This is a genomic window from Bremerella volcania (assembly GCF_007748115.1).
GTDB lineage: Bacteria > Planctomycetota > Planctomycetia > Pirellulales > Pirellulaceae > Bremerella > Bremerella volcania.
Genome location: NZ_CP036289.1, coordinates 889,753 through 905,303, shown reverse-complemented (window position 1 = coordinate 905,303; position 15,551 = coordinate 889,753). Strand labels below are relative to the sequence as shown.

General features: G+C 51.7%; 15 protein-coding genes. 8 read left to right on the top strand and 7 right to left on the bottom strand.

The genetic code is table 11. The annotated features are described in order from the left end of the window. Positions 1 to 12: 12 nt before the first annotated feature. The 8 genes from Pan97_RS03615 (at position 13) to Pan97_RS03580 (ending at position 8,665) form a co-directional block, all read left to right on the top strand. Positions 13 to 1,296, top strand: a complete 1,284-nt coding sequence (locus tag Pan97_RS03615; protein ID WP_144970788.1) for a DUF1552 domain-containing protein — start codon at positions 13 to 15, stop codon at positions 1,294 to 1,296. Further along, on the top strand, positions 1,293 to 2,222 hold the full coding sequence (locus Pan97_RS03610) for an SMP-30/gluconolactonase/LRE family protein (RefSeq protein ID WP_144970787.1): 930 nt from the start codon (positions 1,293 to 1,295) through the stop codon (positions 2,220 to 2,222). Before Pan97_RS03615 ends, Pan97_RS03610 begins: the two co-directional genes overlap by 4 nt. Beyond that, positions 2,219 to 2,998 (top strand): SDR family NAD(P)-dependent oxidoreductase, encoded by a 780-nt coding sequence (locus Pan97_RS03605; RefSeq protein WP_144970786.1) that lies wholly within the window; start codon positions 2,219 to 2,221, stop codon positions 2,996 to 2,998. The genes Pan97_RS03610 and Pan97_RS03605 overlap by 4 nt, the downstream gene beginning before the upstream one ends. Before the next feature lie 31 nt (positions 2,999 to 3,029). Then, positions 3,030 to 4,109: a sugar phosphate isomerase/epimerase family protein gene (locus Pan97_RS03600; protein WP_196782270.1), complete on the top strand. Its 1,080-nt coding sequence runs from the start codon at positions 3,030 to 3,032 to the stop codon at positions 4,107 to 4,109. Continuing rightward, entirely contained in the window at positions 4,106 to 5,491 is a 1,386-nt protein-coding gene (locus tag Pan97_RS03595; RefSeq protein ID WP_196782269.1) for a Gfo/Idh/MocA family protein, read from the top strand. The genes Pan97_RS03600 and Pan97_RS03595 overlap by 4 nt, the downstream gene beginning before the upstream one ends. Positions 5,492 to 5,641: 150 nt before the next feature. Beyond that, positions 5,642 to 6,067: a hypothetical protein gene (locus Pan97_RS03590; RefSeq protein ID WP_144970785.1), complete on the top strand. Its 426-nt coding sequence runs from the start codon at positions 5,642 to 5,644 to the stop codon at positions 6,065 to 6,067. 112 nt (positions 6,068 to 6,179) lie between these two features. Further along, positions 6,180 to 7,127, top strand: coding sequence for a DUF1559 domain-containing protein (locus Pan97_RS03585; protein ID WP_144970784.1), 948 nt, complete (start codon positions 6,180 to 6,182; stop codon positions 7,125 to 7,127). 158 nt (positions 7,128 to 7,285) lie between these two features. Continuing rightward, entirely contained in the window at positions 7,286 to 8,665 is a 1,380-nt protein-coding gene (locus Pan97_RS03580) for a sulfatase family protein (protein ID WP_144970783.1), read from the top strand. Between the two features lie 150 nt (positions 8,666 to 8,815). Here the strand turns inward: Pan97_RS03580 and Pan97_RS03575 are convergent, their stop codons facing one another. From Pan97_RS03575 to Pan97_RS03540, 7 genes are all read right to left on the bottom strand, one after another. After that, the gene (locus tag Pan97_RS03575; RefSeq protein ID WP_144970782.1) at positions 8,816 to 8,995 is read right to left on the bottom strand and encodes a hypothetical protein; all 180 of its coding nucleotides are present in this window, start codon (positions 8,993 to 8,995) and stop codon (positions 8,816 to 8,818) included. Between the two features lie 365 nt (positions 8,996 to 9,360). Continuing rightward, positions 9,361 to 10,392: a hypothetical protein gene (locus Pan97_RS03565; protein WP_241676358.1), complete on the bottom strand. Its 1,032-nt coding sequence runs from the start codon at positions 10,390 to 10,392 to the stop codon at positions 9,361 to 9,363. A 7-nt stretch (positions 10,393 to 10,399) separates the two neighbouring features. Continuing rightward, positions 10,400 to 11,878 carry an AAA family ATPase gene (locus Pan97_RS03560; protein ID WP_144970780.1) on the bottom strand — a complete coding sequence of 493 codons (1,479 nt, stop codon included), beginning with the start codon at positions 11,876 to 11,878 and terminating at the stop codon, positions 10,400 to 10,402. A 31-nt stretch (positions 11,879 to 11,909) separates the two neighbouring features. Beyond that, positions 11,910 to 12,101: a DUF2997 domain-containing protein gene (locus Pan97_RS03555; protein WP_144970779.1), complete on the bottom strand. Its 192-nt coding sequence runs from the start codon at positions 12,099 to 12,101 to the stop codon at positions 11,910 to 11,912. Further along, positions 12,098 to 12,466 carry a DUF1257 domain-containing protein gene (locus Pan97_RS03550; RefSeq protein WP_144970778.1) on the bottom strand — a complete coding sequence of 123 codons (369 nt, stop codon included), beginning with the start codon at positions 12,464 to 12,466 and terminating at the stop codon, positions 12,098 to 12,100. The genes Pan97_RS03555 and Pan97_RS03550 overlap by 4 nt, the downstream gene beginning before the upstream one ends. Positions 12,467 to 12,477: 11 nt before the next feature. Beyond that, positions 12,478 to 13,047 carry a hypothetical protein gene (locus Pan97_RS03545; RefSeq protein WP_144970777.1) on the bottom strand — a complete coding sequence of 190 codons (570 nt, stop codon included), beginning with the start codon at positions 13,045 to 13,047 and terminating at the stop codon, positions 12,478 to 12,480. A gap of 479 nt (positions 13,048 to 13,526) precedes the next feature. Continuing rightward, positions 13,527 to 15,452 carry a recombinase family protein gene (locus Pan97_RS03540; protein ID WP_144970776.1) on the bottom strand — a complete coding sequence of 642 codons (1,926 nt, stop codon included), beginning with the start codon at positions 15,450 to 15,452 and terminating at the stop codon, positions 13,527 to 13,529. Positions 15,453 to 15,551 lie beyond the last annotated feature (99 nt).

The following is a 15,551-nucleotide window of genomic DNA, read 5'->3' as shown; positions in this document are numbered from 1 at the left end:
AAAGTCAGAAGTATGAATATTATATCGTCGAAACCGCTCGTTGATCGTCGCTCCGTTCTGCGTGGCTTGGGTGTTGGACTCGTGTTGCCAATTCTCGATGCGATGACACCGGCCTGTCGGTCGGAAGACGCATTTGCCGAATCACAGCGTTTGATTGCCATCCAAACGAATCAAGGCATTCTGCCCCGCTACTTTTTTCCCGAAGGGGTTGGCCGAGATTACAAAGCCTCTCCCTATTTGGAGATACTCGAACCCTTTCGCGAGCGAATGACGGTCTTCTCCGGCGTCTCTCATCCTGAGGTCGATGGGGGACACTTCGCGGAGCAATGCTTTCTTACCGCGGCTCCTCATCCAGGTAGAGGCGGATTTCGCAATTCAATCTCCGTCGACCAATATGCCGCCGAGCGGATTGGTCATTTGACCAGATTCCCATCGTTGGCGTTGTCGGTCGGAACTCGGCAGAGCCTTTCGTACACCCAGTCAGGCGTTCAAATTCCTGGTGAAGAATCGCCGTCTCGCTTGTTTAGAAAATTGTTCGTCCAAGGGTCGCAGCAAGAGATCGAAGCACAGATCGCCAAGCTTCGACAGGGACGCAGCATCTTGGACTCGGTCGGCGAAAGGGCACGCGAATTGGAGAAGCGAGTTGGAGCATCCGATCGAGACAAGCTCAATCAGTTCTACACCGGCGTCCGCGACTTGGAAAAGCGATTGCACAAGAGCGAGCAGTGGGAGAAAGAGCCGAAACGTCAGGTAAAGATGTCGCCCCCACAGGATTATGACGATTCGGGGGCGCTGATCGACAGAACACGCGTCATGTATGACTTGGCCCGTATCGCGATTGAAACCGATTCGACCAGGATTATCTCGATATACATCCATCAAAATGATGCAAAACCCAATATCGCTGGCGTGGATACTGGCACCCACCCTCTCACGCACCATGGCAACCAGCCTGAAAAGCTGGAGCAACTTCGTCGGATTGAATCGGCTCAATTCCAGGAGCTGGCCGCATTGCTCCGAGGACTTGACGTGCGACAAGCGAGCGGCAAATCGCTGCTCAATCAGACCTCAGTCATCTACGGGACCTCTCTCGGCAATGGCAATTCCCATGCAAACGACAACCTACCTGTGTTGATCGCGGGAGGTGGATTCCGGCATGCCCAGCACCTTGCGTTAGGTGGGACGCACGACTATCCATTGCCCAACTTGTTCGTAAGCGTACTGCAGAGAATGGGTATCGAAACCGATCGCTTTGCCAGTAGCACCGGGACGATGAAGGGATTGGAACTGTCATGAGTCTCGGATTGAAGGTCATAAGTAGTTGCCTCTTCGCTTTGATGCTCTCTTGCGTCGTACTGACGACGGTGAGTGCTCAGGTCCCAACACCGCTGGGCAAGGTAACGAAGCTCGCTGGCGGCTTTCGGTTCACTGAGGGCCCCGCTTGGGACGGGGTCGATTCCTTATACTTCTCGGATATGCCCAATGGTGCCACGCATCGCTGGAGCGAGTCCGATGGTGTAACACTGGTTAGACAAGCACGCCACAATTCCAACGGGATTGTCGTCACTCAAAAGGGCGGACTGGTGTTCTGTGAGGGGGGGCGGCGAATTGTACTTCGTCAGCCTGACGGGGAAGAAAAGGTCTTAGCTGATCAATGCGAAGGACGCCCTCTCGGAATGCCCAACGACCTATGGATGGCGCCCACTGGCATCGTGTACTTCACGATACCCATTATCAAGTCGAGTCAAGCAGATCGGTTTCCTGAAGATGCTTTGAGCGGAACCATATGTGTTCTATCGAGTGATTTTACTGACGTCCGCGAGGTCGGATACGGCCTCAAGAACGCCAATGGAATCGTCGGCAGCGCCGACGGCAAACGACTCTATGTAGCTGATCCGCGTGCACAGAAGTGTTATCGCTACCAGATCGGAGCAGATGGAAGTCTTTCGGATCAACAGGTTGCCGCAGCACGTTTCTCAGATGGTCTCACTTTGGACGAACATGGAAACCTCTATACGACTTCCAACGAAGGCGTCCGCGTGTTCTCGCTAGAAGGTGAGGAAATCGCACTCATTGAGACGCCCGAGATTCCCGCGAATATGACGTTTGGCGGACGTGATGGCCGTACGTTATTCATTACAGCCCGGACAAGCCTCTACGCAGTGCGCATGAACGTCCGTGGCGACTATACAACTCAAAACAATAACGAAAGTCTGAAATGAGCCGCTGGCCAGGTATTTCTCAATTCCAAATGGATGGACAGGTGGCAATCGTCACTGGTGGATCAAAAGGACTCGGTGAAGCAATGGCGGCCGGTCTAGCGTCCGCTGGGGCAGACTTGCTTCTCGTTAGTCGAAACGAAAGCGAAGCAACGGCTGCGGCAGAACGGATTGCGGGGGAGTACCCCGTTAAGGCAATCGGCATGGCGGCGGACGTGTCGGTCGAAAGCGACGTTGAATCGATTGTCGAGCGGTGTTCTCTGGAATTTGATCGCGTAGACGTCCTCATTAACAACGCGGGAATCAATATCCGCGGTGCCATCGAAGATCTTAGTCTTGATGAGTTCCGCCAGGTTCAAAGCATCAATGTGGATGCGATGTGGCTTTGCATCAAACATGTCGTGCCAATCATGAAACGACAAGGATATGGCCGGATTATCAACATGGCCAGCACATTGGGCTTGGTGGGACTTGCCAATCGAACACCGTACGCAACCAGCAAAGGCGCGGTAGTACAGATGACTCGCGCGTTGGGGCTGGAGCTTGCTCTCGACAAAATAACGGTCAACGCAATCTGCCCCGGCCCTTTTCTCACCCCAATGAACATTCCCATCGCGGAGACGGAAGAAGCCAAAAACTTCATCGTCGGCGCGACAGCCGTCGAACGCTGGGGCGAGATGAAAGAGATTCAAGGAGCGGCACTATTTCTGGCCAGCCCAGCGTCCAGTTATGTCACCGGTAGCATGTTGACGGTTGATGGAGGTTGGACGGCCCGCTAGTGCGCGTGGGGCTCCTGCAAACGGCATGAGAATGAAAATGAACGGAAGGATTTCAAGAAGAACGCTCCTGGGAATCGCTGCCGCAGCGATACCGCTGGGGTTGCATGCTTCGGGAATTGTCTTGGGCGATGAGTCCGCTCGCGCAACGAACTTGGGATTGGTTCAATATTGCTGCAAGATTCGACGCAATTGGATGCGGCGCGAAGATTCAGAGTTTGACCTTTTTTCACCTTTAAACTTCATGAAGCACTGCTATGCCGTCGGTGCAGGTGGCATGCAGGTAACTCTTGGTGTCATGAAGAAGACGGAGATAGATCAACTTCGCGAGTTCGCTGAGAGCAAGGACCTATTCATCGAAGCAATCGTCAATCCACCGAAAGACAAAGATGATCTCCGACGTTTTGAACAGGAGGTTATCACAGCCCGTGACGCAGGCGCGACAGCCATCCGAACCGTGATCATGCCCGGCAGGCGCTATGAACAATTCCGAACCCTGTCAGACTTTCGGAAGTACGAACAACGCGGTCGCAGAATGATGGAGTCAGCGGTTCCCGTTATCGAGAAATATAAAATCCCCGTCGGTATTGAAAACCACAAAGACCAGCGTGTCGAAGAGCGACTGGCCCTGCTTAAGCATCTTGATTGTGAATGGATCGGCGCTTGCGTTGATACTGGCAATAGCATCGCACTACTTGATGACCCGTATGCCGCCATCGAAGCTTTCGCGCCCTATGCCGTTTCGGTTCACCTAAAAGACCAGGCATTGTCGTCCTATACAGGCGGTTTCCTTCTCGGCGACGTTCCCTTAGGCCAGGGCAGCCTCGACTTAACGCGGATGGTGAGCATTCTCAGACGGTTGAAGCCGAAGATTCATTTCTCGCTCGAGTTGATCACGCGCGATGCGCTAAAGGTTCCGTGCTTGACGGAGGACTATTGGGCAACGCTTCCTCTCGTAACGGGTCGTGACCTATCGCGCATCATCCAGTTGGTTCGTGATAAGCCTGCTCGCGCGCAGATGATAAGTCGTCTTTCGGAAGCCGAGCAGTTGGAACGCGAAGACGAAAACGTTAGGGAAAGTCTTGCGTACTCCGGGGAGGTACTGTCCATATGAGCTTGTCAAAGCCTAATCGCCGAGACTTCCTGACCGCGACCGGCGCATCCGGGATGACGCTAACGGCGCTTGGTTGGAAGTCCCTTGTTCGAGGCGATAGCCCTTCCGACCAACTTCGAGTCGGCGTTATTGGTACAGGCGTACGAGGAAAGTACTTGATCGGCAATCTGCCAACTTCGGTACGTGTCACCGCGATTTGTGACTGTGCCTGTAGTCGGATGGATGAAACGCTCCACCCGCAAGATGAGTTCATCGAAGTACTAGAGGGCTTTAAGGAGCTCTACGCGAGCCGCTGTCGTCAGTATCAAGACTATCGCGTCATGCTGGATCGCGAACCGCTGGATGCTGTTATTATCGCGACTCCCGATCATCACCACTCCAGCGCAGCATTACTGGCATTGGATGCTGGCCTCGATGTCTATCTCGAAAAGCCGATGACCGTCTCCATAGGTGAAGGCCGCCTAATCGTTGACAAGGTTAAACAGACGGGACGAATTCTACAGGTAGGCAGTCAACAGCGATCCATGGAGATGAATCAGTTTGCTTGCGATTTCATTCGCGGTGGTGGCCTGGGCAAAATTACAGCTGTCGAGCTACCAAATTATCCCGGGCCGATCATAAACCCGAGCTTTGCCGAAGAACCGATTCCAGATGGATTCAATTGGGGACTGTTTCTTGGGCCTGTGGCAATGCGTGCTCACAACAGGCGTTTGTGGAATAAGGATCAGTTCAAAGTGAACGATCTCTTATGGAGAGGTTGGGATCTATTCCAAGAGTTTTCCGGACACCTTATGACGAACTGGGGGGCACATAGCATCGACATGGTGTTGTCGGCACTGGGATGCGATGAGACCGGCCCTGTCTCTATTCGAACAACTCGTCTCGATTCCCTCGATGAAATCTGGAGGGCATGGGATCACAAGACCCCTCCCCCAAGTACTCAAGATGAACGCAGGTTCTGGCCTGTTGAAATGAAGTTTGCCAACGGAATTCCACTACAGTTTTCCGGCGGCAACAAACCGATTTGCTTTCACGGGGAACTCGGGACGCTGGAGATGGGCAGGAATACTTTCAACGTGAGCCCTGCAGAGCTCGTGATCGATGCTCCAAGTCCTCGTCTTTCTGAAAAATGGCGAGGGGCCGGCAACGTCGCTCGCCCACACCTACAAAACTGGCTCGATTGTATCCGCAGTCGGAAACCCCCTATCGCCCCGGCCGAAGTAGGGCATCGTACGGCAACGGTGTGCCACCTTGCCAACCTCGCCCGTGAATTGAATCGGCCTCTTCTTTGGAATCCCGACATCGAACGATTCGTTGATGACAAAGAGGCGAACAGCAGACTCGTCAGACCTCGTCGCGTCGGGTTTGAGCTAACCACATGAGATCACCACAAGAAAATGGAAAGACTTCGTCACGAATGGGCAGGTAAAGAGTCCCATTTCGCCGCATTAAGAGCGGATCATTGTCCGCATGAAACCGTCGATTCGAAAACTCATCTCTCCGCAATGTCATATGCAGAAAGGGTCTCCCCAATGACACTCAAAGATTTCTCATTCGCTAGGGGCGGCGTGCTCGCAGCCTTAGTACTTTCGCTCGGTTGTAGCTCCAACAGTGAGACCGTTCCCGTACATGGGCATGTGCTCCTTAACGGAAAGCCACTGGCAAATGCGGAGATCATCTTCCAACCTGAGGGAAAACGGGCGTCCATTGGCCAAACCAACAAAGAGGGTTACTACGAACTCACTTTCACAGCCATGCAAGAGGGTGGAGTCGTGGGCTTGAATCGAGTGATGATCACCAAAGAAGCCGGAGGGCCTGATGGAGATGAGATGATCCCTCGGCAATACAACGTCGATACGGAGTTGACGGCTGACGTCGTAGAGTCAGGGGACAATGAGTTCAATTTCGATCTGAAATCTGATAGGAAAACCCGTGGCGTAGCCCGAGCAAAAAAATGAAATACAGGCAGTTCGGCCTAATGCTCTCATGGGCATTACCGAATGCTGTTGAACGATTACGTTCTTATCTTGTCTTGACTTCACTTTCTATTCTACTTTAGGAGTTCTTTTCATGCGTACTACCGCTTGGAATCATCAAAGGGCTTTCACGCTCGTTGAGTTGCTTGTCGTTATTGCCATTATCGGTGTACTTATCGCGCTTCTTCTTCCAGCCGTGCAGCAGGCCCGTGAGGCGGCACGGCGGATGCAGTGCTCGAACAACTTGAAGCAAATCGGTCTAGCGTTGCATATGCATCACGATACTTACAGTGAACTTGTTCCTGGCATTGTTTCGGGTGATTGGGGAAACGGTGGATCGGTCCACAACAAAGATGGCTGGCTTTGGAGTGCCATGATTCTGCCTTACATGGAACAGCAATCGCTGTATGACCTGGCAGGAATCGGTCAAGGTGCCTGGCCAGATGATACCGCTCAAACTCTGGCTGCATGTAAGACGGAATTGGGGATGTACAGTTGCCCATCGGCAACAGGTCCAACGCAACTGCAAAAATTTGGCAGCGAAGAGATTGCAGCATCCAATTACGCTGCAGTGTTTCATCACGCCGATGAGAAGTGTCACGTAGGCACTGGGCCATTTCCCCAGTTCGTTCGTAATCGTCCCACGTGGTCAACTCCCATATCGACCGTCAACGGATCACCATTTCCTGTTAAAGGCAACTTTGGCGCGATGACGGATGGTACAAGTAATCAGGCAGCGGTTGGTGAGAAGTGCCATCAGTTGGGTAACTCAACACCGGGAGCGACGGTTTGGGCTGCGATTCAAATTTCGGATGATCGTGGCAAGATCCGAAACCTCTTGTTGACTGGTCGTAGACCGTTAAATAGTGGTCATGGGGACGCCAGCAACAGCAACCATCCTGGAGGAGGTCTATTCCTATTTTACGATGGTTCGGTGAGGTTTATTGCGGAAACGATATTTCACGATTTGTCCAACGAAGTGGATAGTCCCTATGAGGCGATGCTGGCGGCAAACGACGGACTCGTGTTCGAGTACGAGTAGCAAGACCTTGCAAACTTTGTATTTCATCTAATTCAGCCGCAGAGTGTTTCACTCGCGAAGGTAACCATGGCGGCACACCGTTTTCACGGTGGCCGCTGAAACATAACCCAAGTATTTCTCACCCCCTCGAGACAATCACTTTTTCCGTTGACTTTCGCATGACCAAGCTAAATCTAATTATCGGTCTGGTGCTCACCGTCCTCGTTTCATCTGCCTCGGCAGCTCCGGGGCGATCGAAGCAGCCCAATATTATCTTGATCATGCCCGATGACGTGGGGGTTGGTAATGTAAGCATCCTGAACGCCGACACGCCGTATCCTGCAAGTGTACGGGAGACGAACACAATCCACTTGAATGAACTGGCTTTGAGAGGAATTACATGTGACCAAGGCTATTCAGCCGGCAACATGTGTTGGCCATCGCGTGGAGCACTTCTAACGGGAAGTTATCCACAACGCTGGAACTCACGAGTCCAAGTGCCCAAGTCGGTACCTCGACTACCGAGAACACTTCAGGAGTTAGGGTATCATACCGGCATCGTAGGCAAGTGGCACAACGGTGCCGAGAAAGGCAATTTCCCACCAACCGATTGGGGTTTTGATGAGCACTTCGTAACGTACACATCTCATGACTATTACGAAACAAAAGCGGGGCCAGGCTTACAATGGGAGACCATGCAGCAGTGGCGAGCGACCCAAAAAGACCACGCGACTCGCCCGTTTGCCCATCGCTACGCACCTCTTCTCGATTCCAGGTTGTCTGACGACGAAAATGAGCAGTTCGTCACCAAATTCGGGTATCTAACTTCCGCCTTCAATCGTCGCGCTGTGGAGTTTATTGAAGACAACAAGGATCGCCCCTTTTTTCTCTATCTGCCTCATAGTGCCCGCCATGTACCCACGCAACGCCCACCCGAAAGATACATGAGGCGTTTCAAAGAACCTGGGATGGAGCACGTTAGCACGGCAATGATCGATGTCGTTGATGAAGGCATCGGTCAGATCCAAGAGAAACTTCGGGAACTCGAGTTACTCGATAACACGATCATCATTTTCGTTGGGGACAACGGAGGGCCTCATTGGGCAACGAAATACCTTCGCGGAAACAAAGGCGAAAGCTACGAAGGCGGAATTCGAATTCCCTTCCTAGTTACCTGGCCTGCAGAATTTCCGCAAGGAAAACGCTTAGATGCTCCAATCTGCCATGTCGACATTGCACCCTCCCTAATATCCGCAGCGGGGGGAACACCACCTGAAGCAATGGACGGTCGAAACTTACTGGATCTTCTCAAAGGCACGGAAGCCGCAAGAGAGAATGACACCTTGTACTGGGACAATGCCATCCGCAAGGACCAGCATGACGGTGGAAAAGTGATACATCAATGGAAAGTTGTCTTGGACAAGAGTGGAAGGCAACCGCAGCTTTTTGACTTGCTGTCTGATCCAAGTGAGTCCGTTAACGTTGCGGCAAAGTACCCGACAATTGTCTCTAACCTTTTAAAGGGACGAAGCCATTGGCTTGAAAGAGTCAGGAAGTAGTTCTTGGCTACACTTCAATCCTTGAAGACTATTACTTAAGACATGGCTTCATTCATGAGGACAGGGCAGTATAACCGTCACTCCATCAGCTGATAGCTAAAAAAAAGACGCCCAGCCCCTTGGGCCAGGCGCAAAGAAAATCTGAAAAAGCTAATACATTCTTTCCCTCTCCATTTCATCCCAGTCAATAAAGGACGGTTCATGGTCATCAGGTTCAGGATCAAAATTAACCTCCACAGGATCCGCCAACGTAAATCCTCGATGGCGAATCACGCATAGGCTTTCACCTGTCGCCTTAGATATAGCCTCATCAAATTCAATTGGGTACATCGATCATTACCTTTCATTACCAGGTAAAATCGATCGCCCCAGAACGAGGCGATCGCGTATTTAGAAACACTCTCCTCGCGTTCTTGGCGAAGTAGATACCGACTATTCTTGGCGATTCGAAAGCAGCCAATACCGTTGAAGCCAACGGACCTCTGCGGCAATTGCCTGCGATCTTTCGGAAAATGGCCCTAGAACGGGACCGTCGACTGGCGTGAGATCCGCTATCCAATTTCCCTCAGTTGTGGGTTCTACATGAGAACCTCGTTGAATCGTGACCTCTCCTAATGAAGCGAGCGAAATCTGTTCATCGTAGACGCAGCGGATACAACCCGACACTTCGATCAACAATTCCATGGTAGAAATCCTTACTTGGGTCGCCGCAAGATATTCCGCCGCGGTCGATCGATAAGAAGCTGATCAAGCGATGAAGTTACTTCGGCCAACTGATCTGAGATTTGACGCCGGACATCCGCATGATCGCGCAGCGTTTGTGGCTCAACACCTTGGACAACTTGTTTGGCTCGGTCAACGAGCGCATCCAATTCTCCGTTGGATTGGATGTTGAGTCGCCGAAATCGTTCAAAGAACTCGCTCAAGTTGGTAACGGCACTATCACGGAAAATTTTTGGCCGCCCATCAGACTCACCGCTCAGACGTTCCGACAGATGGGCCACTAGATCTGAGAGTTCTTGCATGAAGCCGGCCTCAGCAAGCTGAACTGCTTCGTCAAACCGTGCCTGCACGCGAAGGCATTCCTGTTCATACAGTTCCGGGTCTAGCTGTCGCAGATAGTTGGGGGGCTCAATGTTAGGATGATCCCACGTCATCTGAAAAAGGCCAGCCAAGTGATTCGGATAGTCTTTTTCATCGAAGAGACTGCCGAGTCGTTCCCGGGCCGCGTCTCTCAAAGTATCGTACTGCATCTCAAGTTGATGCACCGCGTCTGACAGATCCTGTCGATACGCGGCCAAACGAGTGTTCACCCGTGCCACATCGTCCTCACGGACCAAGCGAACACCGGCTTCTGGATATGCAAGCGATATTCCATGGAAATAGGTTGTCGCTTGACCACGAATCGAAGTAACCGCGCGGAACGATGGATCATTGGTATCGATCAGCTTTTTTCCAGCGCACAGAAATTTTCCTTCGGCCCCAAAAGCGCTGGCTGCCTGACTCTTCTGCTCGCGACTGAGCGACTTGCGGGTGCCGAACCAAGAATAGGACAGTCGCATTGGCACCATTTTCCTGCGTAGGCGTTGAGATGCACTCTGATGGGGCACGGTGGCCATGTGACTTTCAATCGTACTTGTACTCATGAATGAATTCCTGCCATAAAAAGAAAGAGCCTCCCCATCGAAAATGATGAGGAGGCTCTGCGAATAATCAGTTGAGTCCAATGAATTGCTAATTCAACTGTGGGTTTGCAGAACGCCTCCGCGGAGAGGATTCTTCGAAGTGGTAGATACCATCCTGGCTGGCACTAAGACATCGACCACTGGCAAATTCTCTCAATTTCCGTATCGACTCGGCTGACGTTTTTGCCACGGGGACGACGTATTGAGCAGCTTCCGAGAGCGATACGCGCAATAGGCAGGCCAGGCGACAAGCCGATTTGATTTCGGCACCGGTCCAATCTCGGTCATCTGGCAAGGGTTGATCGCCATCAATTTGAAACATCTCCTTGTAAAGTTGCCAGATGCGATCTTTCTCCTCTCGATTCGGTAAGTCGACAAAGAATACTGCATCGAATCGCTCCGATCGCGCAAACTCCGGTGGCAGTCGTTCGATCGAATTGCTAGTGCAAACCACGAAACTGTTTGATGAGCGATCGTTCATCCACGTCAGGAATGTCCCAAACGCCCTTGCGGCTACGCCCGAGTCACTCTGGCCATTCCCCCCTACCCCGGAGAAGCTCTTTTCAATTTCATCAAGCATGACAACGCTTGGCCCCATGGCATCAATCGCCTGCAAGGCCTGCCGGATTCTTCGTTCGGTTTCTCCGAGTAGCGAGCCGAACAAACTACCAATATCTAAGATCAGAGTTGGGCGGTTTGTTTCCCTGCCGAGGCATCGACAAAACTGACTCTTTCCAGCTCCAGGCGGCGACAAAAGCAAGACGCCCCGTGGCTGGCGTAATGGGTCTCCTCGATCAGCCTGCTCCAAGATTCTTTTCGTGAATCGTTTCAGAGCATCGAGACCTCCCAACGAATTGAAGTCTTCCTGCCCTCGATGTAGCGACAGTCCAGCCAACTTTTTAAGTTCCCGACCTTTTTGTGCCCAGAGAGTCTCAGGCGTCAGCCTTCCTTCCTGCACGATCGACAGACTGAACGCTGATTCAGCTTGATAACACGTCAGACCGGATGCGGCATCTAATACCTCTTCGAATGCTTCACTTTCAGGTAGTTCCCCTTCCTCTACGGCGACCTCACGAGCAATTTCAGCCAATTGATCACGTTGAGGTAGGGAATGCTCGATCTGGACGAACATCTTCTCCAACTCGACTGGAATCTCACAAACTGGGGAAAGTATTATGACAAACGTGCGATCTCGTTTTCCCAGCAAAACTTGATCCGAAAGAGCCTGGACAACTTCTGCCCCTCGAACGAAGAAATGAAAGTTCGACAAGACAACGATCGACGTCCCTCCTGGCACTGCCAGCGATGGGATCGCCTGGATCACTCCTAGTGGATCCGTGGCGACAATACCTGAGCCAGCTTCAGTTCCCCTGATACCTTGATTGATATTCCATGTCGACAACCTCCAATCCTGCTGTCGACAAAGCCGGCCAATTTCCGTTAAGACTTCATCAGGTTCATGGCTTTGAAGCCATATCCCCGTGAAGCATGCCTCGACGTGCTCCGACAATTGTTCCGTAAGCGACATAATCGGTTCGCTCCTTTGTGACAGTGATCGATCAGTTCGATTGTTGCTGTTGATGGGACGTTATCGTTTGAGAGTAAAACTCTGGCTTGACGAGAGTTTCGGTACGCTCTCCGATGGCTTCTTCCAGGAACGCGCTTGCATCCCGGCATGTGCGTCCCACGAATCCAAGTGTTTCGATCTTGGAATCACCTTCAGAATTGAATGTGATCTCGATTGTTCTCATGCTGTACCTCCTACCTGAATTGACAGTCGGATGCTTCCATCTTCTAGCTGCCGCTCCGAAGTTGAGTACCCCTTTTTACGAGCTTCTAGCTTTGCTTTTTCGACGCCATACGCCTGGATCAACCGGTTCAATTCCGCTCGCTCACCCCAGCGACCTCCGTAGTCGTCAAAATCAACTTTTCCACTCTCAACATCGAATACGGCGTCGTAACGCCACCCGGGAAGTGACACGCGCCATCCCGTCGCGGAACCATCGAAGAAGTTAGCAGTGCCATAGGTTGGTTCTGCCAGTTGCAGACGCTGGGTGGCGAGTCCCAATGCGGCAACGTCTTTGACTCGGGTTTTTACCTGGACAACATGTGACATACTCTTGCTCCTTAATCTGCTGTTTCTGTTGAGGAATTCAAATCTGGCGAATCGAGTTTCTGACTCTGATTGCGAGATGAGGGACCTAGTCTTGGAAGCAACAATGGTTGGCTCGCGACGACATCATTCAGAAACACTTCAGCGATTTCAGTGTCATCACCAGTGCCTTGAGGCCGACTCAGTAAGTACCAACACAAGACAAGTGGCAACGTGCAGACGACAACACTGCTGCACGTCAGCATGGTCGCGGCGATGAGTGAATCATGCTGTCGCTGCGTTGCCAGCGCTTTCCGATCCTCCTCCAAACGATCACGTTGTTGTCCAATCTCAGTTCGTTCCTGTTGGACTTCGCGATGAAGCGCAACCCATGCTTCGCGAGCATTGGCATCTGCGGTAACCAGATCATTCGAGCCATTCGCAACTTCCTTTTGAAGCTCGACCATCAGTCGACGTTGCTCTTCCTGGCTAAGATTGTGACGCTCGGCCATTTCGGCCAATTTTCTATACTCGTCTTCATCGCACCCGAAGAACAGCGATAGAACGAGCAAAGGCAGTAGGCTAGTGACGATGGTGTGTTTCATCGTTCTTCAAACGCTCCACAAGACGGCGAAGAATTTGACGAAGCGCGATAACGAGCCGTCTTTCTCGAATGAGCGCTACGATCGCGAAAAGTAATGCGATCGTTGTCAAAGCAATGACCAAACTGGACATGAATGAAACTCCTTTCCTCCTGACAAATGGGGCAAATTAGAAAGCCTAGGGCTAAATCCTCCTCAGGTCTTATGACACGAATTGGACGTTTTTTTAGCTCTTATCTGGTTACTGGCGTCCGATTCAGCTTCCCGCAGAAGTCGCTTCGCAATGCATCTTGCGAGAAGCCTTATGAACTCATGCTGTGATCGTGCAACTTGTTCAATGAAAGGTTCTTTGGAATATGAATCCGCTTTAGCGGGCATAATTGAGTTCCTTATTTGGGATCGGCGCACGAAAAAGCCCATGACCAATTAGGACATGGGCCGAAGGTAGTCGGATGGCGCTGGGGCCATCAACAAAGCCATGCTTAGCTACCAGGATCATATTGCTGAAACTCGAATCGAGAATGCCGGTGACGTCGCATACGGCCCAAATCAGTTGGGGCTTCCGTCACCGGAACGTAAGGATCTTTCAGTCCTGAGGCGTCCATCACACCCTGCAGTTTCAATGCATTTTGGACCGCAGGCTGCGTGATACCCAGGTGGGCAGCGATATCCCTTTGATACATGCCCGTTTCACGAAGCTTGACAACCTGTTCACGGAACAACTCGCGCTGGACCGGCTCAAAGAGATCCACCTCGATCGTCCGTGTCATGGCTTCTCGCGCCACGGAAAAATCCTTCATCCCAGGAATCAAGTGACACAATGTCATCTGAAATTTAGCTCGAATGAGAACCGATCCACCAACGCAAAGTCGCATCGGATGAGCCTCAATGCGCGGAATCAGCGGGCGCATCACACGGCTCATTCGGTAAGGACAATCGAGATGCTTCGTGATGGCATCCTTGGCAAGTTCGCGAACCATATCGGAAGAAGGAAGCTTAGGAACCAAGCATGAGCGTTCACCAAGCTCTTGCAGCTCAAACTTCGCCTCGGTCAACTGAAGCTCCGTTTCTGCGATCTCTCTCGTCAAGACTTCCGAGTGATTCCCACTCTTGACGAACTGAATCAGGTTGGCCATTTCACGATTGAGACTATCGATCCTTTTTTGGATCTGCTTTTTCTCCGAGTACCGTGAGTCGGTAAGTGTCTGCGACTCTTCCATGATTTGACTTTGAAGGTTCTCGGCGAAGTCTGGTAGTTCTTCGATAGCTTGAAGCACGGCGGCAAGGATCTTCTCGGAAGCCAAATTCCCGTCGAACGTTGCACCTTGCCAACACTTATATTCCTTAGCGCCTTTACAGACCAAGCGATCGACTTGACCATGACCGCCCCATCGCATCGGGTGCCCACAAACGGCACAAAACACTTGCTGACCAGGAAAGCGAGTTCGCTTTTTGGGAACCATCGCTCGTGGGTCGCGGCCGTCCATCTTCTTTCGCCGATAGGCCGCGTTCTTTTTATCAAGGAACCGAATCAGAGCGTCGTATCGATGAGCTTCGACGAATGCCAGATGAGGGCAATGGCGCTCAAGCAACTCATCCGGAGCTGCCTTGATCGATTTGCGTCGTCCTGTCTTGTTGATACGTTTTGACTTCACGCGATTTCGAACACGAACGCCCTTCAACAGCGGGTTATAAACCAGGTTTCTAAGCGTTGAAACAGTCCAGCGATTCGAGCTGACATACTTCCCGGTTGGAACCTTCTTAGCGTTCAACCAATCAACGACTTCAGAATAGCTCACTCCGTTCTCGAGCCGAGAGAAAATCTCCTCGATAATTGGCTCGGCCGCAGGATCTTTAGTGACTTCTTGATCGGAGGCCCCAGGATGCGGTTTGATATATCCATATGGCAAACACTGGACGACCAAGCCCTGCATGTGCCGGCTCCGAAGAGTTCGCCGAATTCGCTTGCCCGTATCTGCATTCGAAAACTCGTGATGCATCGTTGCGAAACCGGCTTTGAAACGCCAGTCGTCGTTTTCAGTATCCAAATTGTCATTCAGGGTAACGACACGTGTCTCGTGGTCTTCCGCCAGTTCAAGGAATGCTACAGCGGCATTCCGGCGACAGATACGACCTAAGTCTTCAGCGATGATCAGATCAATTTCATCTGACAAGATCGCATCCTCGAGGTCTCGAAGCTCTTGACGATCCAGCAGTTCGCCGCTTCCCTGGCTTTGAATAATCTGTTCTTCGAAACGCTGATCGAGATGCTGACGGCACCAACCTCGACTGAGCTCAATCTGATCCTCAAGGCTAAGCTTATCCTGATGCTCCGTGCTAATCCGAGCAATAATTAAGACTCGAAAGAATATGCCATTTCGCGGAACAACGCCATTTGTGATCGACATTACCAACACTCCGGGTGACCAGAGACCTCAAAGGCCCCTACTCGGAGAGGGCGAGAATTAGTTTTATCGTTAGCTATTGAAGAGTTGTCTAGGACTCGC